Genomic DNA, 20,699 nt, shown 5'->3' with positions numbered 1-20,699 from the left:
TCGTCGTACTCGACGCCCAGGCCGACCGACGAGCCCGGGTGCAGGTACCCGTCCTCGAACGTGAACGACTGCCGGAACACCTCGCCGGTGCGCGCGCCGTGCTGCATGTACTCCTGGATGCCGAAGTTGTGGATGGCCAGGTCCAGGTGCAGCGCGGCGGCCATGCCGACCGGGGAGATGTCCGTCGGCCCGTGGATTCCGGACTTGATCTGGTACTGCGCCGCGAAGTCGAGGATCTTGCGCAGCGCGCTGATGCCGCCGGTGTGCGTGACGGCGGACCGCACGTAGTCGATGAGCTGCTCGCGGACCAGCGTCTGGTAGTCCCACACGGTGTTGAACACCTCGCCGATGGCCAGCGGGGTGGTGGTGTGCTGCCGGACCAGCCGCAGCGCCTCCTGGTTCTCCGCGGGCGTGCAGTCCTCGAGCCAGAACAGGTCGTACGGCTCCAGGTCCTTGCCCAGTCGCGCGGCCTGGATCGGCGTCATCCGGTGGTGGCCGTCGTGCAGCAGCGGCACCTCGGGGCCGAACTCGTTGCGCACCGCCTCGAACACGGTCGGGATGTGCCGCAGGTAGGCGCGGGTGTCCCAGTCCTCCTCGGCCGGCAGGGGGGCGCGCTGGGCGGGCTCGTAGTCGTAGCGTCCCGACGACGACGGCTGGGCGGCCACCCCGTAGACGGCGTCGATGCCCGGCACCGAGGTCTGCACGCGGATCGAGCGGAAGCCCTGCTCCTGGTGGTGCCGGATGGAGTCGAACAGCTCGGGCAGGTCCCGGCCGCTCGCGTGCCCGTACGCCATGATCCCGGTCCGGCTGGCCCCGCCGAGCAGCTGGTACAGGGGCAGCCCGGCGATCTTGGCCTTGATGTCCCACAGCGCCACGTCCACCGCGGCGATCGCGGCCATGGTCACCGGACCCCGCCGCCAGTACGCCGACCGGTAGAGGAACTGCCAGGTGTCCTCGATCCGGTGCGCGTCCCGCCCGAGCAGCAGCGGCACCACGTGGTCCGACAGGTACGAGGCCACCGACAGCTCGCGACCGTTCAGCGTCGCGTCCCCCAGACCGACCACCCCGTCCTGCGTGGTGATCCGCAGGGTGACGAAGTTGCGGTCCGGGCTGGTCACGAGCACCTCGGCGGACCGGATCGCGGTGCCGCCTGGCGCGGTGTCGGGGTGTTCCGTCGGCATGCCTGCTCCGTCCCGCCGACGACGCCGTCGGCGATGCTCTGCTCCCTCGCGCGCCACCGCCCCTGCGGCGGGTGCGGGTCCACCGTAAGCGCCGCGACACCCGATGGGCAAACGTTTGCCGACGGTTGCCATCTGGCGGGTTCACCGCCACGATGGGGACCGCGCCGGGCCGGTCGGTCCGGACGCTGCCGAGCGCTCGACGAGGACCGATGACCAGGCCACCCACCCTCCGCGACGTCGCGGCCGCCAGCGGTGTGGCCATCTCCACGGCCTCCCGCGCGCTCACCAAGCCGGGGCGGGTCAACGAGCGCACGGCCATCCGCGTCCGCGAGGCCGCCCGCGAGCTCGGCTACGCCCCGAGCCTGTCGGGCCGCGCGCTCAGCTCCGGTCGGACCCGGATGGTGGCGCTCGTCGTCCCCGACGTCACCAACCCCTACTTCTTCGGCATCGTGCGCGGGACGGCCGCGAGGCTGCGCGCCGACGGCTACGTGCACGTGCTGGTCGACGCAGAGGAGTCGGTCGAGGCGGAGGAGCGGGCCCTGCGCGCGCTGCGGCCCACGGTCGACGGGGCGGTTCTCGCGGCCTCCCGCCTGGACGACGACCGGTTGACCGCCTGGTCGCACGAGTTCCCGATGGTCACGGTGAACCGCCCGGTGCCCGACCAGTCCGGCGTGCTGGTCGACACCGCCGGCGGGACCGGCCAGGCCCTCGCGCACCTGGCCTCGCTGGGCCACCGCCGGGTCGCCTACGCGGGCGGGCCCCGCGCGTCCTGGTCGGACCGCCGCCGACGCGCGGTCCTGCGGACGGCGGCCAAGCGCCTCGGCGTGGAGGTCGTCGGGCTGGGTCCGTTCGTGCCGCGTCGCGAGGACGGCCCTGCCGCCGCCGATGCCGCGCTGCACGAGGGCGTCACCGCCGTGCTGGCGTTCGACGACCTGCTCGCCTTCGGCATCCTCGACCGCCTGGCCGAGCGGGGGATCGACGTGCCGGGCTCCATGAGCGTGGTCGGGTGCGACGACGTCTTCGGGGCCGACCTGGTCCGCCCCGGCCTGACGACGATCGCCGCTCCGCTCGAGCGCGCCGGCCACGCGGCCGCGGACCTCCTGCTCGCCCGCCTGGATCCCGCCCACCCGGGCGGCACGGTCACGGTCGAGCTCCCCACCCACCTGGTGATCCGTGGCTCCACCGGCACGGCGCCGCTGCGCGTGGTGCGCTGACCACCAGAAACACCGTGACCCGCGCGGGTCGCCCCCGCGAGGATGCCCGGATGCTCCCCCTCTCCGAGATCGCCCGGGTCGACGTCACCGTCGACGCGGACTGGCGCAGCCCTGTGGCCGACGCGGTCGCCGCGGCCTGGGGGATCGCCCCGGGCGCGGCCCGGTGGAAGCGGTCCAGCGCGACGCACGTCTTCGTGGTGCCCCCGGACGCGGACCCACGGGGCGTGCTCTACCTCCGGTTCGTCCCGGCCTCGCTGCGCACGGTCCGCGACCTGGAGACCCCCGCGCGCCTGCTGGCCGCCTGGTCGGTCGAGGGTGGGACCGTCGCGCCCCTGCCGTCGGCGGCCGGTCGGCTCGTCGAGACGGTCCCGACACCCCTCGGAGACGTGCACGCCACCGCCGTCCCCGCCGCGCCCGGGCAGGAGCTCGAGCTCGAGGACCTGACCTCGCCTCTCGCGCAGGCCTGGGGGGCCGCTCTGGCCCGGCTGCACCGGGACGCCCCGGCGCTCACCGGTGCCGACGAGCCCGCGCCCCTCGACCTCGCGGCACTGGAGCGGGCGTGCGCCGACGACCCCGCCGTGGCGCGAGCCGCACGCGCGGTGCTCGCCGAGGTGGACCGGGTCCGGATGCCCCGGGGCACCCTGCACGGCGACTTCGAGCTCGACAACCTGCGCTGGGCGGACGGTCGCCCGACCGCGTTCGACGCGGACGAGGCGCGGACCGGACCGTTCATCGAGGACATCGCCGCGGCGGTCCGGGACCTGGTCGGAGACACCCCCGGGAAGGTCGAGCACCCGACGCTCCTCGCGGCCTTCCTCACCGGCTACCGCGGGGTGCGCCCCCTCGAGTACGACGAGGTGGCCTCGCTCGAGCTCCATCACGCCGCGGTCGCCGTCCGGCTGCTGGTGGCCATCGCGCACCTGCAGGTCGATCCGGCGCCCGACGAGCCGTCGTGGTCGGTCGACCTGCGCGCCTCGCTCGTCGCGCACCGACAGGGGTTGCGCACCCGCGTCCTGGCCGCGACGGTGGCCCGATGACGCTCACCGACGTGGACCTGACCCACCTGAGGCGCACCGTCGAGCTCGCTCGAGAGGCCCTCGACGACGGCGACGAGCCCTACGGCTCGGTGCTCGTCGACGCGGCCGGGCAGGTCCGGTTCGAGGACCGCAACCGCGTCAAGGACGGCGACGAGACCCGCCACCCGGAGTTCGAGATCGCCCGCTGGTCGGCGAGCCACCTGACCCTCCACGAGCGCGCGGCGTCGACCGTCTACACCTCCGGCGAGCACTGCCCGATGTGCGCCGCGGCGCACGCCTGGGTGGGTCTGGGACGGATCGTCTACGTCGCGTCCGCTCAGCAGGGTGCCGACTGGCGCGCGGAGTGGGGCATCCCCGCCGGCCCGGTCGCGGTGCTGCCGATCACGGTCGTCGCGCCGGGCATCCCCGTCGAGGGCCCGGTCCCGGAGCTGGTCGACGAGGTCCGCGAGCTCCAGCGCCGCCGCTTCGGGGCATGAGGGTCAGGCCGGCTCGCCCACGCCCGCCAGCGCCGCCAGCAGGCCCGGGCCGTGCCGCTCCAGCTTGGTCGCGCCAACTCCGCTGATCCCACCCAGCGCGTCGAGCGACGTCGGCCGCTGCGTGACGATCTCGCGCAGCGTGGCGTCGTGGAACACCACGTACGCGGGGACGCCCTGCTCCTTGGCGACACCCGCGCGCCACGCCCGCAGCACCTCGAAGAGCTCGAGGGCGTCGTCCGACAGGTCCGCCGCCGCCGTCGCCCGCGCGCCGCGCGTCCCGCGGGTCTTCACGACCTTCTCGGTCTCGCGCCGCAACCGCACCTCGCGCGCCCCGCGCAGCACGTCCGCGCTGTCCGGCGCCAGCCGCAGCGTGCCGTAGCCGTCGGTGTCGACCCCCAGCAGCTCCAGGGCCAGCAGCTGCCGCACGACCCCGCGCCACTCGCCGTCGGACAGGTCCTTGCCGACGCCGAACGTCGAGAGCGACTGGTGCCCCAGCTGCGTGACCCGGGGCGTCTCCTTGCCGAGCAGGATGTCGACCAGGTGCCCCGCGCCGTACCGCTGCCCGCGCTGCTCGAGCCGGACCACGGTCGACAGCAGCTTCTGCGCCGCGACGGTCCCGTCCCACGACTCGGGCGGGGTGAGGCAGGTGTCGCAGTTGCCGCAGGCCTGCGACGGCTGGCCGAAGTAGTTGAGCAGCTGCACGCGGCGGCACGAGATGGTCTCGCAGAGCGCGAGCATGGCGTCCAGGTGCGCGGTGAGCCGCCGCTTGTGCGCCGCGTCGCCCTCGGAGGTGTCGATCATGCGCCGCTGCTGGACCACGTCGGCCAGCCCGTACGCGAGCCATGCCGTGGAGGGCAGTCCGTCGCGACCCGCGCGGCCGGTCTCCTGGTAGTAGCCCTCGACCGACTTCGGCAGGTCCAGGTGGGCGACGAACCGCACGTCGGGCTTGTCGATCCCCATGCCGAACGCGATCGTCGCGACCATCACGACCCCGTCCTCGCGCAGGAACCTGCTCTGGTTCCGCGCCCGCACCTGCCGGTCGAGCCCCGCGTGGTACGGCAGCGCGGTCACGCCGTGGTCCACCAGGAACTGGGCGGTCTGCTCGACGGAGTTCCGGGACAGGCAGTAGACGATGCCGGCGTCGCCCTCGTGCTCGGTGCGCAGGAGGTTGAGCAGCTGGTCGCGCGGCTTGTCCTTGGGCGCGATCCGGTACTGGATGTTGGGCCGGTCGAAGCTGGCGACGAAGTGCCGGGCATCCCCGAGCTGGAGCCGCTGGGCGATCTCCGCGTGCGTCTGGTCGGTGGCCGTGGCCGTCAGGGCGATCCGGGGGACCTCGGGCCAGCGCTCGTGCAGCATCGACAGCTGGAGGTAGTCCGGCCGGAAGTCGTGCCCCCACTGGGACACGCAGTGCGCCTCGTCGATGGCGAACAGGGCGACGGTCCCGCGGTCGAGCAGCTCGATCGTCTCCCGCACCCGCAGGCGCTCGGGCGCCAGGTACAGCAGGTCCAGCTCGCCGGCGAGGTACGCGTCCTCGACCTTCCGGCGCTCGTGCGACTGCTGCGTCGAGTTGAGGAACCCGGCGCGCACGCCGAGCGCGGACAGCGCGTCGACCTGGTCCTGCATGAGGGCGATCAGGGGCGAGACGACGACCCCGGTCCCCTCGCGCACGAGGGCCGGCACCTGGTAGCAGAGGGACTTGCCGCCGCCGGTGGGCATGAGCACCAGCGCGTCACCGCCCCGGACCACGGTGTCGATGATCTCGGCCTGCTCGCCGCGGAACGTGTCGTAGCCCCAGACGCTGCGCAGCACCTCGGCCGCTGCGGCCAGCGCGGCCTCCGGCTCGAGCACCTGCGCGACCTCGCGGGGGATGTCGGGGCGCGGCGGCGGTGCTGACCGGCCCCCCCGGGAGGGCTCGTGCTCCGGGGGCGCGGCGTCGTAGGACGGGTCGAACGGCGGCTCCTCGTCCAGAGGCCAGTCCGGCACGTCGCCACCCCATCCGTCAGTCACGCGGACACCCTACGTGCCGCCCCCGACCCTTCCCGGTGCCTCGTCCACAGGGCGGCGCAGGACCTTCGGAACGCGCGAGGACCGACCGCCTCCGTAGGGTGGGCCCATGGCAACCGCACTCATCACCGGGGCGTCGGCAGGGCTGGGCCTGGAGTTCGCCTGGCAGCTGGCCACGGCCAAGCACGACGTCGTCCTGGTCGCCCGCAACGAGGAGCGCCTGACGCGCCTCGCCGCCCAGCTCGAGGCCGCCGCGGGCATCCGCGCCGAGGTCCTCGTCGCCGACCTGTCCGTCCGCGCCGACGTCGAGCGGGTGGCCGACCGGCTGCGCGCCACCGAGCGGCCGATCGGGCTGCTGGTGAACAACGCCGGGCTCGGCCTGAACCAGCGGTTCGTCACCGGGGACCTGGCCCGCGAGGAGACCGCGCTCGCGCTCATGGTCACCGCCGTCATGGTCCTGTCGCACGCGGCAGCGGGGGCGATGGTCGAGCGCGGTCGCGGCGCCATCCTCAATGTCGCGTCCGTCGCCGCTCTGCTCACCTCCGGCACGTACTCCGCGCACAAGGCCTGGGTGCGGGTGTTCACGGAGAGCCTCGCCGTCGAGCTGCGCGGCACCGGCGTCACGGCCACCGCGCTGAACCCGGGGTTCGTGCACACCGAGTTCCACGCCCGCGGCGAGATCGACATGACCGCCTACCCGGAGGTCGCCTGGCTGACCGCGGAGGACGTGGTGGCCACCGGCCTCGCCGACGTCCGCCGCGGTGCCGTCCTGTCGACCCCGAGCCTGCGCTATCGGACCCTGTCGGCGGCCGCCCGCATCGCCCCCCGCTCGGCCGTCCGCGCGTTCGGCCGCTACCGCCGGGCCTACCAGGGGCAGGACGTGGAGCTGGTCACGGACGCCACCGACTGAGCCGTCCGGGTGACGGAGGCCGTGGCCACCGCCGTCCGGGGCGCTCTGCCCTCCTTCGTCGGCACCCCGCTCGCCGAGTAGCCTGACCGCCGTGACTTTCTCCCCGACGCCCCGCGAGCAGCTGCTCGAGCTCATCAAGACCCTGGCGGTCGTGCACGGGAAGGTCACACTGTCGTCCGGTCGTGAGGCCGACTACTACGTGGACCTGCGCCGCGTCACGCTGCACCACCGCGCCGCCCCGCTGATCGGGCACCTGCTGCTGGACCGGCTGGAGGAGGTCGGCCTCGGCACGGCGGAGATCGACGCCGTCGGCGGGCTGACCCTCGGCGCGGACCCCGTCGCGACGTCCCTGCTGCACGCCGCCGCGTCGCGCGGTCAGGACCTCGACGCGTTCGTCGTCCGCAAGGAGACCAAGGCGCACGGCATGCAGCGCCGCATCGAGGGACCGGACATCGCCGGCCGCAAGGTCGTCGTCCTGGAGGACACGTCCACCACGGGCGGCTCGCCGATCGCCGCGGTCGAGGCCGCGCGCGAGGCCGGCGCCGAGGTGCTGGGCGTCGCGGTCGTCGTCGACCGCGCGACCGGGGCGCAGGCCAAGATCGAGGCGCTGGGCGTGCCGTACCACTACCTGTTCAGCCTGTCCGACCTCGGTCTGGCCTGAGCACGTGGAGGTCGGGGGCGTCCTGCTGATCGGGGCCGCGGTCGTCGCCGTGTTCATCCTCGGCCTGTGGGCGCAGCGCAAGCGCCACGAACGGTTCCGGCAGTGGGCGGCGGTCAGCGGCTGGACGTACCAGGAGGTCGACTCCTCGCTGGTGAACCTGTCCCGGGACCAGCCGTTCGGGGTGGGCAGCAGCCGGTCCGCGAAGGAGGTGCTGCGCGGCACGTTCGAGTCCCGCGCCGCCCTCTCCTTCACGTACTCGTGGACCACCGGCAGCGGCAAGAACCGGAGCACCCACCTCGCGCACGTCGTCGCCCTGGCGCTGCCCACCTATCTGCCCACCGTCGAGGTGACGCCGGAGGGGCTGGGCGCCAAGCTGGTCAAGATGCTCGGCGCCCGGGACCTCCAGTTCGAGTCCGAGGCGTTCAACCAGGCGTACCGGGTGGCGGCCTCCGACGAGCGGGTGGGGCACGCGATCCTGCACCCCCGGCTCATGGAGCGGCTGCTGCGGTCGGACGCGCTGGGCAACGCCTGGCGGATCGACGGCACCTGGATCCTGTCGTGGGAGAACGGGAGCACGGACCTGGACCGGCTGGCGTCGCGCCTGGGCCTGCTCTCCGCGGTGGTGCGCTCCGTCCCGCGGCACGTCTGGCTCGACCACGGCTACGACCCGGCGCCCGCGGCGACCACCTAGCCGACGCTACGATCGCCTGACCCGCCCGACCTCCGAGAGGCCCCTGCTGTGAGCACCGGTGTCATCGTCCTGATCGTCCTCGCCGTGATCGTCGTGATCGCCCTGATCTGGGCGGTCACCACGTACAACGGCTTCGTCCGGCTGCGGAACCTGGTGCAGGAGGCGTGGCGCCAGATCGATGTCGAGCTGCACCGCCGGCACGACCTGATCCCGAACCTGGTCGAGTCGGTCAAGGGCTACGCGGCGCACGAGCGCGGCGTGTTCGACGAGGTCGCCCGTGCGCGCGCCGCCGCCTCGAACCCGGGGTCCAGCCCCGCTGAGCAGGCCGCCCAGGAGAACCAGCTGACCCAGGCGCTCGGACGCCTGTTCGCGGTGGCCGAGGCCTACCCCGTGCTCCGCGCCAGCGAGAACTTCCAGCAGCTCCAGCTCGAGCTCACCAACACGGAGGACCGCATCGCCGCCGGCCGCCGGTTCTACAACGCGAACGTGCGCGAACTGAACACCAAGGTGGAGTCGTTCCCGTCGAACGTCATCGCGGGCGCGTTCCACTTCGTGCGGGCCGAGTACTTCGAGGTCGACGAGCCCAGCGTGCGGGCCGCTCCCGAGGTCAGCTTCTAGTCAGATCCGCTCGATCAGGTCCTGCACCGAGTCGAGGATCTCGGTCGGCCGGAACGGGAAGCTCTCCACGTCGGCCAGCCGGGTGGACCCGGACAGGACCAGGAACGTCCGCAGCCCGGCCTCGATGCCGGCGACGACGTCGGTGTCCATCCGGTCGCCCACCATCACGGTGGTCTCCGAGTGCGCGTCGATCCGGTTGAGGGCCGAGCGGATCATCATCGGGTTGGGCTTGCCGACGAAGTACGGCTGCCGGCCGGTGGCCGCGCTGATCATGGCGGCGACCGCGCCCGTGGCGGGCAGGTCCCCGTCCGCAGACGGGCCGGTGACGTCGGGGTTGGTGGCGATGAATCGCGCGCCGCCCTGGATCAGCCGGATCGCCTGGGTGATCGCCTCGAACGAGTAGGTCCGGGTCTCGCCGAGCACCACGAAGTCCGGCTTCGCGGCCGTCAGCGTGTAGCCGGCCTCGTACAGCGCGGTGGTCAGGCCCGCCTCGCCGATCACGTACGCCGAACCGCCCGGCATCTGGTCGGTGAGGAACTGCGCGGTGGCCAGCGCCGAGGTCCAGATGGCCTCCTCGGGCACGTCGATCCCGGAGGCCGCCAGCCGCGCGCGCAGGTCACGTGTGGTGAAGATCGAGTTGTTGGTGAGGATGAGGAACGGGCGCTCACCGTCGCGCAGGGCCTTGATGAACTCCGCGGCGCCGGGCAGCGCGGTGCCCTCGTGCACCAGGACGCCGTCCATGTCGGACAGCCACGAGCGGATCTCGCGCGGGCCCTGGTGCGTCACGCGTCGAACGCCTTGCGCTCGACGGCCTCACGCTCGGCCTGCTCGTCGTACCGCGGGTCGCGGCCCGCCTCGTCGACGGGCAGACCCTGGGCGCGCAGCGCCTTGTCCTTGCGGTTCTTGCGCCAGACCTCGACGATCACCGGCGCCACCGACATGAAGACGACGAGGACCAGGAGCGCCTCGATGTTCTCCTTGATGAACGTGATGTTCCCCAGCAGGTAGCCGAGCATGGTGACGCCGCCGGCCCACAGGACGACGCCGATCGCGTTGAAGAAGGCGAAGTGCCGGTACGGCATCCGCCCGACGCCGGCCGCGACCGAGGCGTACGTGCGCACGAACGGGATGAACTGCGCCACGATGAGCGTCCGGCCGCCGTACTTGTCGAAGTAGGCGTACGTCTGGTCGATGTACCGCTGCTTGAAGAACCGCGAGTCCGGCTTGCTGAACACCTTCGGGCCGGCCGTGCGACCGATGAGGTAGCCCGTCTGGGTGCCCGCGAACGCGGTGACGATCAGCAGCCCGCACAGCGCCCAGATGCTGATGTTCACGTTCAGCGACTCCTGCGCCACGAGGGCGCCGGCGGTGAACAGGAGCGAGTCGCCGGGCAGGATCGGGAACAGCAGGCCGACCTCGATGAAGATGATCGCCAGGATGCCGATGAGCGCCCACGTCCCGAACGAGTCGATCAGGTGCTGCGGGTCGAGGAAGTCGGGGCCGAGGGCCACGACGGGTCCGGCGGCCGAGAGGGCGGTCGTCATGAGCATGCGCCCAGCGTACGGGGCCACCCGTGGCCGGCCGGTGGGCGGGATGTGCGGACCGTGTGCGCCGGGCGCCACCTGTTGCCGCCCACTTCACCCGGTGTCACGATGCGAATCGGGCACGGTGACGAGCCGGACCCGCGCACCGACGATGACGTCGGACGTGTCTCACGAAGGAGTGAGGGCATGGCACCGCACCGCGTCGCGCGCACGCGCGCAGCCTTCCCGCAGGGCTCAGGGATCACCCGACGACAGATGCTCATCGGCTCGTTGGCCGCCGCCGGGGGCGTGGCCGCAGCGTCGACGCTCGCCGGCTGCGCCCCGACTGCCTCCGCGAGCGGTCTGAGCCAGCTCGCCTACTGGCACCTGCTCAGCGGCGGCGACGGCATCAACATGGCCGGCCTGGTCGACAAGGTGAATGCGCTCGACCACGGGTACGAGGCCACCCAGACCGTGCTGGCCTGGGGGGCGCCGTACTACACCAAGCTGGCCATGGCGAGCGTCGGCGGGCGGTCGCCCGACGTGGCGATCATGCACGCGTCACGAGTGGCGGGGTACGCCCCCGGCGGCCTGCTGGACCCGTGGGACCTGGACCTGCTGGCCGAGTTCGGCGTGCAGGAGTCCGACTTCCTCGAGCGCGTGTGGGCCAAGGGCGGGCTGGACGGCCGGCAGTTCTCGATCGCCCTCGACTCGCACCCGTTCATCATGATGTACAACCTCGACGTCGCGGATCAGGCGGGCGTGCTCGGCGCCGACGGTCAGCTGGCGCCGATCGAGAGCCCGGACCAGTTCCTCGAGGTCGCGCGCGCCATGCAGGCCGTGACCGGCAAGCACGGGCTGTCGTACGGGTACCTGGGCGACGGCGCCCAGATGTGGCGGCTGTTCTACACGCTGTACAAGCAGCACGACGCCGACTTCGACCTGTCCGGCAAGACCGCCTCCGTGGACGAGGACGCTGCCGTGGAGTCGCTCGAGTTCATCCAGCAGCTGCTCGACGGCACCATCTGCACGCCGAACGGCGACTACGGCACGGCGGTCTCGGAGTTCATGTCCGGGGAGAGCGGGATGTTCTTCACCGGCGTGTGGGAGCTGCCGACGGCCAAGAACTCCGGTCTGGCGTTCGACGCCCAGCCGATCCCGACGCTGTTCGGCACGCCGGCCGCCTACGCGGACTCGCACGCGTTCACGCTCCCGCACCAGTCGAGCCCCGACCCGGAGCAGCGCCGCGCCAGCTACCAGTTCGTCGCGGACCTGCTCCAGAACTCGCTCGGGTGGGCCGAGGCCGGTCACATCCCCGGGTTCCAGCCCGTCGTGCAGAGCACGGAGTACCAGGCGCTCCTGCCGCAGGCGCACTACGCGGGGGCCGCGGAGATCCTCAACTACGACCCGGAGGCGTGGTTCACGGGGTCGGGAAGCGACTTCCAGAACTACTTCCTCGAGACCGTGCAGGGCGTCTACCTGGACGGCTCCGACCCGGCCGACGGCTTCGCCGCCTTCGTCCGCCGTGTGAACGTCCAGCTGGCCAAGCCGAACCCGGTGTGATCCGAAGGAGTCGGAACGTGTCCTCTGCAGCCGTCGACGTCACCGGCGCCCCGCCTCGCACCACGTCACCCGACGAGGTCCGGCGCGGCGAGCGCGAACGACGTGCCCGCGACAACCGCATCGGCTGGGCGTTCGTCGCCCCGTTCGTGGTCGTCTTCGTGATGTTCCTCATCTGGCCGCTGGTCCACGGCTTCTACCTGAGCTTCACCGGCGAGAGCATCACGGGCGCCGGCGGCGAGCTCATCGGGTTCGACAACTACGCCGAGGCCCTCGCGGACCCGATCATGTGGCGCTCCCTGCTGAACACCCTGTGGTTCACGGTGCTCTCCACGGTCCCGCTCGTGATCGTGGCTCTGATCCTGGCGCTGCTGGTGCACCAGGGACTGCCCGGGCAGTGGCTGTGGCGGCTCTCGTTCTTCATGCCGTTCCTGCTGGCCTCCACCGTCGCCGCCCAGTTCTGGATCTGGATGTACAACCCGCAGCTCGGGCTCGTGAACTACCTGCTCGGGGCGGTGGGCGTCGAGCAGATCGCGTGGCTCCAGGATCCGCAGTGGGCGATGCTCGCGGTCGTCGTCATGACCCTGTGGTGGACGGTCGGGTTCAACTTCCTGCTCTACCTGGTCGCGCTCCAGAACATCCCCGAGCAGCAGTACGAGGCCTCCGCGCTGGACGGCGCCGGCCGCTGGCGGCAACTCCGGTCGATCACCATCCCGCAGCTCGGGCCGACCACGGTGCTCATCCTGATCCTGCAGGTCCTGGCCTCGCTGAAGGTCTTCGACCAGATCTACATCATGACCCAGGGCGGGCCTGGCGGCGTGACCCGCCCGGTGGTCCAGTACGTCTTCGAGGTGGGCTTCACCGGCTACCGGTTCGGGTACGCGTCGGCGATCGCCTACATCTTCTTCGCGATCATCGTCATCATCTCGATCGGCCAGATGCGGCTGACGACCCGGAGGGGTGTCTGATGACCACCACCGTCGCTCCTCAGCCCAACGCAGCCGGCTCTGTCCACAAGCAGCGGGGCCGGTTCGCCGACAAGGCGGGCCTGCGCATCGGCGAGCGGTTCGCCAGCCCCGGTCGCCTCGGCGCGATCGTCGCCCTGATCGTCCTGGCCCTGTTCTGGCTGCTGCCCTTCCTCTGGGCGGTCGCCACGTCGTTCAAGACCGAGACGTCCGCCGCCGCCACGCCGGTGTCCTGGCTGCCGCCCGACGGGTTCACCACCGAGGCGTACGCGAACGTGCTGCGCGAGGGCAACATCCCGCTCTGGACGTGGAACAGCCTGCTCACCGCGACGATCATCACGATCATCACGCTCGCGGTGACCGCGCTGGCCGCGTACGCGTTCTCCCGGCTCGACTTCACCGGTCGGCGCTGGCTGTTCTGGGGGATCATCGCGTCGATCATCATCCCGCCGCAGGTGCTCATCGTCCCGCTGTTCTACGAGATGCTCACGCTCAACCTCGTCGACACCTACTGGGCCGTGATCCTGCCGCAGACGGTCCACCCTGCCATGGTGTTCATCCTCAAGAAGTTCTTCGACCAGGTCCCCGTCGAGCTCGAGGACGCCGCGCGCATCGACGGTGCCGGCCGCCTGCGGGTGTTCTGGTCGATCGTGCTGCCGCTGTCGCGGCCGATCCTGGCCGCCGTCTCGATCATCGTGTTCATCGCGGCGTGGAACAACTTCCTGTGGCCGTTCATCGCCACCAGCGACTCCTCGCTGATGACCCTGCCCGTCGGCCTCCAGACCGTGAAGAGCGCCTACGGCCTCCAGTACGCGCAGGTCATGGCCTCCGCCGTGCTCGCCGCCCTGCCGCTGGTCGTGGTGTTCCTGTTCTTCCAGCGCCAGATCATCAAGGGGTTCGCCACCACCGGCTTCGGCGGGCAGTGATGAGCCGCGCACGTGTCACGCTCGACCGCGACTTCGTCGTCGGGCCTGTTCCCCGGCGGATCTTCGGGTCGTTCGTCGAGCACATGGGCCGGTGCGTCTACACCGGCATCTACGAGCCGGGGCACCCCGCGGCCGACGAGCACGGGTTCCGACGGGACGTCCTCGACCTGGTCAAGGAGCTCGGCGCGACCGTGATCCGGTACCCCGGCGGCAACTTCGTCTCCGGCTACGCGTGGGAGGACGGCGTCGGTCCCGATCGGCCGCGGCGGCTGGACGGCGCCTGGCACACGGTCGAGACCAACGCGTTCGGGCTGCACGAGTTCATCGACTGGTCCCGCATCGCCGGCGTCGAGGTCATGGAGGCCGTGAACCTGGGCACCCGTGGCGTGCAGGAGGCGCGCGCGCTGGTCGAGTACGCCAACCACCCCGGCGGCACCGAGCTGTCCGACCGGCGTCGCGCGAACGGTCACGAGGAGCCCTTCGACATCCGGCTGTGGTGCTTGGGCAACGAGATGGACGGGCCGTGGCAGATGGGCGCCAAGACGGCCGACGAGTACGGCCGGCTGGCGCAGGAGGCCGCCAAGGCGATGCGCCTGGTGGATCCGACGATCGAGCTGGTCGCCTGCGGCTCGTCGAACTCCGGCATGCCGACGTTCGGGGCGTGGGAGCAGACGGTGCTCGGGCACGCGTACGACGAGGTGGACTACGTCTCGCTGCACGCCTACTACCAGGAGCACGACGGCGACCACGCGAGCTTCCTGGCCAGCGCGGTCGACATGGACTACTTCATCGAGTCGGTCGTCGCCACGGCGGACGCCGTCCGCGCTCGCGGGAAGCACAAGAAGCACGTGGACCTCTCCTTCGACGAGTGGAACGTCTGGTACGCCACCGGCAAGGACACCGAGGACCAGCCCCACGTGATCGAGAAGGCCGGAGGCTGGCGCGAGCACCCGCGGATCATCGAGGACGAGTACTCGGTCACCGACGCGGTCGTCGTCGGCACGTTCCTCAACTCCCTGCTTCGGCACGGCGACCGCGTGAAGATCGCCAACCAGGCGCAGCTGGTCAACGTGATCGCGCCCATCCGCTCGGAGGAGGGCGGACCCGCGTGGCGGCAGTCGATCTTCTGGCCGTTCGCCCGGATGGCGGCCCTCGCCCGAGGGGTCATCCTGCGGACCGCGGTGACCTCCGACCGCTACGAGACCGCGACGTTCGACGCCGTCGACCTGGTGGACGTGTCGGCCACCTGGGACGAGGAGCACGGGCGCGTGGCGCTCTTCCTGGCGCACCGCGGGCTCGACGAGGACGCCGAGGTCGCGGTCGACCTGCGCGGCTGGACCGCGGGCAAGGTCGCGCGCGCCGAGGTGCTGACCGTGCCGGACGGCGGCGACCGGCACACCACCAACGCCCAGGACGCGCAGGACCGGGTGGGCCTGGTGCCGCTCGACGGGGTGCGCGCCGACCACAGCACGGTGCGTCTGCGGCTGCCGCCGCTGTCCTGGGCGGTCGTGGAGCTGGAGGTCACGCTCGCCTGAGAGCGCCGTTACCGTGGCGCCCGTGGACGAGGAGCGCGAGCAGGTCGGTGTCGGGCCCTGGCAGGGCGAGTGGCCTTCTGACGCCCACTACGACCCCGAGCTGCTGGCCCACGGGGACCGCCGCAACGTCGTCGACGCTTACCGGTACTGGACGCTCGAGGCGATCGTCGCCGACCTGGACACCCGGCGGCACCCGTTCCACGTGGCCATCGAGAACTGGGCGCACGACCTGAACGTCGGCTCGGTCGTCCGCACCGCCAACGCGTTCCTGGCGGCCGAGGTGCACATCGTCGGCAACCGCCGCTGGAACCGCCGCGGCGCCATGGTCACCGACCGCTACCAGCACGTGCGGCACCACCCCACCGTGGACGACCTGCTGGCCTGGGCGTCCGACAAGAGCCTCCCGGTGCTCGGCGTCGACAACCTGCCCGGCTCCGTGGCGCTCGAGGGCTACCCCCTGCCGCGCGCGTGCGTGCTGCTGTTCGGCCAGGAGTCGGTCGGGCTGTCCGACGCCGCCCGCGAGGCCGCCGTCGACGTCCTGCACATCGCGCAGTTCGGCTCGACGCGCTCGATCAACGCGGGCGCGGCCGCCGCGATCGCGATGCACACCTGGATCGCGCAGCACGCGTCCTGAGCTCTGTCCGGGGGTAGAACGTCCCGGACCGACGGACCCGAAGGCGTGCCAGAATCGAACCGATACCCCTCCCACGACACGCAGGAGATGCAGCAGATGGCCATCGCCACCCCCGAGGTGTACGCCGAGATGATCGACCGGGCACGCGCGGGCAAGTTCGCCTACCCGGCCGTGAACGTCACGTCGTCCCAGAGCGTCACCGCCGCCCTGCAGGGCTTCGCCGAGGCGGAGTCCGACGGCATCATCCAGGTCTCGGTCGGCGGCGCGGAGTACGCGGCCGGCTCGACCGTCAAGGACCGCGTCGCCGGCTCGCTCGCCCTCGCGGCGTACGCGGCCGAGGTGGCCAAGGGCTACCCGATCACCGTCGCGCTGCACACGGACCACTGCGCCAAGCAGAACCTCGACTCCTGGGTGCGCCCGCTGCTGGCGCTCGAGATCGAGCAGGTCAAGGCCGGCAAGCTCCCCACGTTCCAGTCGCACATGTGGGACGGCTCCTCGGTGCCGCTCGACGAGAACCTCGTTATTGCCGAGGAGTTGCTTGAACTTTCAGTTGCCGCCCGCACCATCCTCGAGATCGAGGTCGGCGTGGTCGGTGGCGAGGAGGACGGCCACACGGCCGAGATCAACGACAAGCTGTACACGACCGTCGAGGACGGCCTGGCCACGGTCAAGGCGCTCGGTGCGGGCGAGAAGGGCCGCTACCTGACGGCCCTGACGTTCGGCAACGTGCACGGCGTCTACAAGCCGGGTGCGGTCAAGCTGCGCCCGTCGATCCTCGCGGACATCCAGAAGGCCGTCGGCGAGGTCCTGGGCAAGGAGAACCCCTTCGACCTGGTCTTCCACGGCGGGTCCGGTTCCACCGAGGCCGAGATCTCCGAGGCCGTCGACAACGGCGTCATCAAGATGAACATCGACACGGACACGCAGTACGCGTTCAGCCGTCCGGTGGCGGACCACTTCTTCCGCAACTACGACGGTGTGCTCAAGGTCGACGGCGAGGTGGGCAACAAGAAGGCCTACGACCCGCGCGCCTGGGGCAAGCTGGCCGAGGCCGGCATGGCCAAGCGCCTCGTCGAGGCCGCGCAGCAGCTGCGCTCGGCCGGACACACGCTCGGCGCCTGACCTCTGCTGACAAGGAAGGCCCCGCCTCCGGGCGGGGCCTTTCTCAGCTCTGGTTGTCGCCGACCGGCTGGAACTGCGACTCGTCACCCTCGACGACGTCGAGCAGCTCGCCGATCCGGGTGACCTCGAGCAGGAACCGCACGGTCGGCGGCACGCGCAGGAGCCGGACCCGGTGCTTCGACCGGATGGACAGCCGCGCGAGGAACGCGACGCCCGAGGAGTCCATGAAGGTGACGTGGTGCGCGTCGACCTCGATGGGCAGGCCCACCTGCTCGGCCTCCGCGGTGGCCTCCTGGAGCTCCGCGCCGAGGTCGGCGTCGACCTCGCCCGAGAGCACGATGCGGGTGGCGTCGGTCCCCACGATGACGTGGACGGCGCCGGGCTCGCCGACGACCCCGGAGCCGGAGTCGGCGTTCGAGGTGTCCGCAGGCCCGTCGGGGGTGGTGCTGTTACCGTCGCGCACGGTGCTCCTTTCGCGGACTTCCGCCCGAGGCGGCGCCGGCTTCTCGACGACCTGCCTGTTCGGCACGCTAGACGATCGGAGGTGGTAGTGGTCAACTCCCACGCTTCGCCCGTCTCCGATCATGCTCTCGTCGGCGTGCGCGATCGTGCCCTCAGAGCAACTTCCGTCCCGATCGCCTTGTTGGATGCGACCGAGCCCGACCTGCCCGTCGTGTGGGTGAACGACGCCTTCGAGAGGGTCACAGGGTACGGCCTGGATGACGCTCGGCGCCGACACGGGGACGTGCTCCGGGACAACGCGCTCCCGGCGGCGGACGTCGAGCGGCTGCGCGCGGCGGTGCACTCCGGGCAGACCGCCGTGCAGACGCTCACCCTGCGCCGCGCCGACGGGTCCCCGTTCGCGTGCCGCGTGACCCTGTCGCCCGTGCCCGCCGCCGACGGCGGTGCGCTCACGCACTGGGTCGCCGCGCTCCAGGACCTGACCGAGCAGCTGTCCCACGACGCGGAGCAGGCGGCGCTGGTCGAGGCCGAGCGGCGCGAGCGGCGCAGCCTCGGGCTCATCGCCCAGGTGTCGGACCTCCTCATGGACGTCGACGACCCGCACGCGCTGCGCGAGATCGCGGCGGTGCTGCGCCGCTCGGTGGTCGGCTGGGCGGCCTTCTACCTGAACGACGGTGGCCTGCGGGTGGCCGACGGGATCGACGTGCCGCACGCGCCGACGGGCAAGGGCTCCCGGCACGGCGAGCTCCCCGCGGTGCGCGACGCGGGACCGGACGCCGTCCAGCAGCTCCTCGACGGCGAGCTGGACCGCCCGGTCGAGCTCGAGCTCCGGGGCTCCCACGGTGCCGGCAGCGCGTCGGCGTGGCTGGTCGGGCAGGCCGGTCTGGTCCTCGGGGACGCCGGACCGTCCGACGACCACCGCGTCGCGGTGTTCCCCCTGACGGGGCGCCGTCGCGTGCTGGGCGTGCTCGCGGTGCACCCCCACGAGGGCGGCGGGCTGCGCGGGCTGGAGCCGTCGGTGCGCACGGTGCTCGAGCTGACCGCGCGTCGGGTCGGCATGGTCATCGACAACGCACGGCTCTACGACCGGGAGCACCGGCTGGCCGAGACGCTCCAGCGGGCCATGCTGCCGGAGCAGGCCGAGGTGGACGGGCTGGACGTGTGGACGTACTACGCGCCCAACTCGGAGAACGCGCAGGTGGGCGGCGACTGGTACGACGTGCTCCAGGTCAGCCCGGACGTGGTGGGCGTCGTCATCGGCGACGTGGTGGGGCACGACGTCGAGGCGGCCGCCGCGATGGGTCAGCTGCGCTCCGTGGTCCGCTCGTACATGGTCGACCTCACGACGCCCGGGCCGGTGCTGGAGCGGGTCGACCAGCTGGTCGCCGGCATGCGGGTCCCGCGCCCGGCCGGCCTGGTCCTGTCGACCCTGACCCGCACGGGCGGCGCCTGGCGGCTGGAGTACTCGCGCGCGGGCCACCTGCCGGCCCTGCTGGTGCGCGGGGGCTCGGTCACGCAGCTGAGCGCCTCGGGCGGGCCGCTGATCGGGTTCGGCGGCGCTCCGCGATCCACCGAGGGGATCGACCTCGACCCCGGCGACGTCGTCATCTACTACACCGACGGCCTCATCGAGCGGCGCGACCGTGGGCTGCGCGAGGGTCTGGACACCCTCTCGGCCGTCGCCGCCGCGGTCACCGCGCTCGACGCGGCCGGCGTCGGGGAGGAGCTCCTGTCCCGGCTCGCGGACCACCGCGAGGACGACGTCGCGGTGGTCGTCGTGCGGGTGCCGTCGCCGTCGGACACCTCCGCCCGGACCCGCAGCCCCCGGCGCCGGCGCTGGTCGCTGCCCAGCGAGGCCACCTCGATCGGGCGCGCGCGGCACGCGGTCGTGCGCACCTGCCAGGCGTGGGGGATCGAGGACTCGGCGAACGCGGAGCTGGTCGTGTCCGAGCTGGTGGCCAACGCCGTGCTGCACGGGTTCGGGCACGTGTCGCTCCAGCTCTACGACACGGGCGACGGCCTGCGCATCGAGGTGGAGGACGGCAACCCGGCTCCGCCGGTCACCACGGACGGGCACCCCGGCCGCGTGGGCGGGTTCGGCATGCAGATCGTCGAGCGGCTGGCCGACTGGGGCTGGCGGCAGTCCCGCGGGGGCAAGCTCGTGTGGGCGAAGGTGCGACCGGGGTCGCTGCCGTCGCACACCCGCTAGGCCGGGGTCGGCGCCCCGTCGGGCCGACGGAAGCCGGACTGGCTGACGCCCGCCTCGCAGTGGTGCTCGGCGTCGATCCGGAACAGCTCGAGCGCGCCGCAGATCTCGATGACGAACAGGTCCCGCGGGTCCGCGCCGCGCAGGACGGTGGCGCCGCCACGCTTGCGGCCGGAGTCGGCGAGCGAGATGAGGAACGCCGCGCCGGTGGAGTCCATGAACGTGACCTGGCACATGTCGATCACCAGCAGCTGGCGGCGCAGTCCCACGACGCGCGCGGCGATCTCCGGGAACTGGTCGCGCTCGGCCAGGTCGAGGTCGCCGGCGACCGCCAAGGTGGTCGTCGTCGCGGACGTGGAGATCTCGATCATGTGTGCCCTGTCGGGTTGCGGGGCGGCGAGCCGAACAGCGGTCCAGGTCGGCGAGACGACTGTAACCGCGCCCCTCCTCCCGCGCACACGGTGGGGGACACTGTGCGCATGAGCCACGAGAACCTGCTGGACGGTCCCGCCCCGACGCTGCTGCCCGCCGACGGACCCGACGCGGACGCCCGCGCAGTGCTGAGCAGCGGGTCGACGCCGCGCGAGGCCGTGCCCGCCGCGCCGGCGTCGTCGCTCCTGTGGGCGCTCCTGGCGGAGAGCGCGCTCGCGGACGACGGGGACCCGGTGGCGGCGTACGCCTACGCGCGCACCGGCTACCACCGCGGGCTGGACGCCCTGCGCCGCGCCGGCTGGCACGGGCGGGGTCCGATCCCCGCCGACCACGCGCCCAACGAGGGGTTCCTCCGGGCGCTGCTGGCGCTCGCGGAGGCGGCCGAGGCCATCGGCGAGTCCGAGGAGGCCGAGCGCTGCGAGACGTTCCTCGTGGACAGCGGGACGTCCGTGGACGAGGTCGCCGCGCTCAGGTGACGTGCGCTGACATGACCATTTCTTGACGGTCCGGTACCCTCTCGGAGGTACTGGGTCACTGCCGCC

General features: G+C 72.2%; 21 protein-coding genes. 15 read left to right on the top strand and 6 right to left on the bottom strand.

Annotated elements, in window-relative coordinates:
- On the bottom strand, window positions 1-1,181 hold a 1,181-nt coding region (gene manD, locus HP550_RS00445; protein ID WP_175345628.1), incomplete at its 3' end, for a D-mannonate dehydratase ManD.
- A 209-nt stretch (window positions 1,182-1,390) separates the two neighbouring features.
- Between manD and HP550_RS00440 the strand changes: the two genes are divergently transcribed.
- Genes HP550_RS00440 through HP550_RS00430 form a run of 3 tightly spaced genes read left to right on the top strand, consistent with a single transcriptional unit; the run spans window position 1,391 to window position 3,908 of the window.
- Entirely contained in the window at window positions 1,391-2,395 is a 1,005-nt protein-coding gene (locus HP550_RS00440) for a LacI family DNA-binding transcriptional regulator (RefSeq protein WP_175345627.1), read from the top strand.
- Between the two features lie 50 nt (window positions 2,396-2,445).
- A complete protein-coding gene (locus HP550_RS00435; protein WP_175345626.1) occupies window positions 2,446-3,432 on the top strand; it encodes a phosphotransferase enzyme family protein in 987 nt (328 codons plus the stop codon).
- Entirely contained in the window at window positions 3,429-3,908 is a 480-nt protein-coding gene (locus tag HP550_RS00430) for a nucleoside deaminase (protein ID WP_175345625.1), read from the top strand. The genes HP550_RS00435 and HP550_RS00430 overlap by 4 nt, the downstream gene beginning before the upstream one ends.
- A gap of 3 nt (window positions 3,909-3,911) precedes the next feature.
- Here the strand turns inward: HP550_RS00430 and recQ are convergent, their stop codons facing one another.
- Entirely contained in the window at window positions 3,912-5,915 is a 2,004-nt protein-coding gene (recQ, locus tag HP550_RS00425) for a DNA helicase RecQ (RefSeq protein WP_343047868.1), read from the bottom strand.
- A gap of 106 nt (window positions 5,916-6,021) precedes the next feature.
- On the opposite strand from recQ, the gene HP550_RS00420 reads away from it, so the two are divergent.
- From HP550_RS00420 to HP550_RS00405, 4 genes are all read left to right on the top strand, one after another.
- Window positions 6,022-6,822: an SDR family NAD(P)-dependent oxidoreductase gene (locus HP550_RS00420; protein ID WP_175345624.1), complete on the top strand. Its 801-nt coding sequence runs from the start codon at window positions 6,022-6,024 to the stop codon at window positions 6,820-6,822.
- A gap of 82 nt (window positions 6,823-6,904) precedes the next feature.
- Window positions 6,905-7,483, top strand: a complete 579-nt coding sequence (gene pyrE, locus HP550_RS00415; RefSeq protein ID WP_175345632.1) for an orotate phosphoribosyltransferase — start codon at window positions 6,905-6,907, stop codon at window positions 7,481-7,483.
- A 4-nt stretch (window positions 7,484-7,487) separates the two neighbouring features.
- On the top strand, window positions 7,488-8,174 hold the full coding sequence (locus HP550_RS00410; protein ID WP_175345623.1) for a hypothetical protein: 687 nt from the start codon (window positions 7,488-7,490) through the stop codon (window positions 8,172-8,174).
- Window positions 8,175-8,222: 48 nt separating this feature from the next.
- Window positions 8,223-8,792 carry a LemA family protein gene (locus HP550_RS00405; RefSeq protein WP_175345622.1) on the top strand — a complete coding sequence of 190 codons (570 nt, stop codon included), beginning with the start codon at window positions 8,223-8,225 and terminating at the stop codon, window positions 8,790-8,792.
- Here HP550_RS00405 and HP550_RS00400 read toward each other — a convergent pair whose 3' ends face one another.
- Both HP550_RS00400 and HP550_RS00395 read right to left on the bottom strand, forming a co-directional pair.
- On the bottom strand, window positions 8,793-9,533 hold the full coding sequence (locus HP550_RS00400) for an HAD-IIA family hydrolase (RefSeq protein WP_175345631.1): 741 nt from the start codon (window positions 9,531-9,533) through the stop codon (window positions 8,793-8,795).
- A gap of 41 nt (window positions 9,534-9,574) precedes the next feature.
- Complete coding sequence (locus tag HP550_RS00395; RefSeq protein ID WP_175345621.1) at window positions 9,575-10,342, bottom strand: VTT domain-containing protein; 768 nt, start codon at window positions 10,340-10,342, stop codon at window positions 9,575-9,577.
- Between the two features lie 180 nt (window positions 10,343-10,522).
- On the opposite strand from HP550_RS00395, the gene HP550_RS00390 reads away from it, so the two are divergent.
- From HP550_RS00390 to fbaA, 6 genes are all read left to right on the top strand, one after another.
- The gene (locus tag HP550_RS00390) at window positions 10,523-11,878 is read left to right on the top strand and encodes an extracellular solute-binding protein (RefSeq protein WP_175345620.1); all 1,356 of its coding nucleotides are present in this window, start codon (window positions 10,523-10,525) and stop codon (window positions 11,876-11,878) included.
- A gap of 17 nt (window positions 11,879-11,895) precedes the next feature.
- Window positions 11,896-12,843 carry a carbohydrate ABC transporter permease gene (locus tag HP550_RS00385; protein WP_425484402.1) on the top strand — a complete coding sequence of 316 codons (948 nt, stop codon included), beginning with the start codon at window positions 11,896-11,898 and terminating at the stop codon, window positions 12,841-12,843.
- A complete protein-coding gene (locus HP550_RS00380) occupies window positions 12,843-13,766 on the top strand; it encodes a carbohydrate ABC transporter permease (protein ID WP_175345619.1) in 924 nt (307 codons plus the stop codon). The genes HP550_RS00385 and HP550_RS00380 overlap by 1 nt, the downstream gene beginning before the upstream one ends.
- Window positions 13,766-15,301 carry an arabinosylfuranosidase ArfA gene (arfA, locus tag HP550_RS00375; protein ID WP_175345618.1) on the top strand — a complete coding sequence of 512 codons (1,536 nt, stop codon included), beginning with the start codon at window positions 13,766-13,768 and terminating at the stop codon, window positions 15,299-15,301. Before HP550_RS00380 ends, arfA begins: the two co-directional genes overlap by 1 nt.
- 13 nt (window positions 15,302-15,314) lie before the next feature.
- Window positions 15,315-15,935 (top strand): TrmH family RNA methyltransferase, encoded by a 621-nt coding sequence (locus HP550_RS00370; protein WP_175345617.1) that lies wholly within the window; start codon window positions 15,315-15,317, stop codon window positions 15,933-15,935.
- Between the two features lie 87 nt (window positions 15,936-16,022).
- A complete protein-coding gene (gene fbaA / locus HP550_RS00365; protein WP_281362084.1) occupies window positions 16,023-17,057 on the top strand; it encodes a class II fructose-bisphosphate aldolase in 1,035 nt (344 codons plus the stop codon).
- 43 nt (window positions 17,058-17,100) lie between these two features.
- Here the strand turns inward: fbaA and HP550_RS00360 are convergent, their stop codons facing one another.
- Entirely contained in the window at window positions 17,101-17,520 is a 420-nt protein-coding gene (locus HP550_RS00360) for an STAS domain-containing protein (protein ID WP_175345615.1), read from the bottom strand.
- 87 nt (window positions 17,521-17,607) lie between these two features.
- On the opposite strand from HP550_RS00360, the gene HP550_RS00355 reads away from it, so the two are divergent.
- The gene (locus HP550_RS00355; protein WP_175345614.1) at window positions 17,608-19,728 is read left to right on the top strand and encodes a SpoIIE family protein phosphatase; all 2,121 of its coding nucleotides are present in this window, start codon (window positions 17,608-17,610) and stop codon (window positions 19,726-19,728) included.
- Here HP550_RS00355 and HP550_RS00350 read toward each other — a convergent pair.
- Window positions 19,725-20,096 (bottom strand): STAS domain-containing protein, encoded by a 372-nt coding sequence (locus tag HP550_RS00350; RefSeq protein ID WP_175345613.1) that lies wholly within the window; start codon window positions 20,094-20,096, stop codon window positions 19,725-19,727. The genes HP550_RS00355 and HP550_RS00350 overlap by 4 nt on opposite strands.
- 108 nt (window positions 20,097-20,204) lie before the next feature.
- On the opposite strand from HP550_RS00350, the gene HP550_RS00345 reads away from it, so the two are divergent.
- Window positions 20,205-20,633: a DUF3151 domain-containing protein gene (locus HP550_RS00345; RefSeq protein ID WP_175345612.1), complete on the top strand. Its 429-nt coding sequence runs from the start codon at window positions 20,205-20,207 to the stop codon at window positions 20,631-20,633.
- Window positions 20,634-20,699 lie beyond the last annotated feature (66 nt).

Origin of the sequence: Cellulomonas humilata (assembly GCF_013359775.1) — a bacterium.
Classification (GTDB): Bacteria; Actinomycetota; Actinomycetes; order Actinomycetales; family Cellulomonadaceae; genus Cellulomonas; species Cellulomonas humilata.
The sequence above is the reverse complement of the archived record's forward strand: the minus strand, read 5'-3'. Positions and strand labels throughout refer to the sequence as shown.

Bases quoted from the DNA above. Each gene is read 5' to 3' on its own strand.
- HP550_RS00440 (WP_175345627.1), top strand. From the start codon at position 1,391: ATGACCAGGCCACCCACCCTCCGCGACGTCGCGGCCGCCAGCGGTGTG.
- HP550_RS00435 (WP_175345626.1), top strand. From the start codon at position 2,446: ATGCTCCCCCTCTCCGAGATCGCCCGGGTCGACGTCACCGTCGACGCG.
- HP550_RS00430 (WP_175345625.1), top strand. From the start codon at position 3,429: ATGACGCTCACCGACGTGGACCTGACCCACCTGAGGCGCACCGTCGAG.
- HP550_RS00420 (WP_175345624.1), top strand. From the start codon at position 6,022: ATGGCAACCGCACTCATCACCGGGGCGTCGGCAGGGCTGGGCCTGGAG.
- HP550_RS00400 (WP_175345631.1), bottom strand. From the start codon at position 9,533: ATGGACGGCGTCCTGGTGCACGAGGGCACCGCGCTGCCCGGCGCCGCG.
- HP550_RS00395 (WP_175345621.1), bottom strand. From the start codon at position 10,342: ATGCTCATGACGACCGCCCTCTCGGCCGCCGGACCCGTCGTGGCCCTC.
- HP550_RS00390 (WP_175345620.1), top strand. From the start codon at position 10,523: ATGGCACCGCACCGCGTCGCGCGCACGCGCGCAGCCTTCCCGCAGGGC.
- HP550_RS00380 (WP_175345619.1), top strand. From the start codon at position 12,843: ATGACCACCACCGTCGCTCCTCAGCCCAACGCAGCCGGCTCTGTCCAC.
- arfA (WP_175345618.1), top strand. From the start codon at position 13,766: ATGAGCCGCGCACGTGTCACGCTCGACCGCGACTTCGTCGTCGGGCCT.
- fbaA (WP_281362084.1), top strand. From the start codon at position 16,023: ATGCAGCAGATGGCCATCGCCACCCCCGAGGTGTACGCCGAGATGATC.
- HP550_RS00350 (WP_175345613.1), bottom strand. From the start codon at position 20,096: ATGATCGAGATCTCCACGTCCGCGACGACGACCACCTTGGCGGTCGCC.
- HP550_RS00345 (WP_175345612.1), top strand. From the start codon at position 20,205: ATGAGCCACGAGAACCTGCTGGACGGTCCCGCCCCGACGCTGCTGCCC.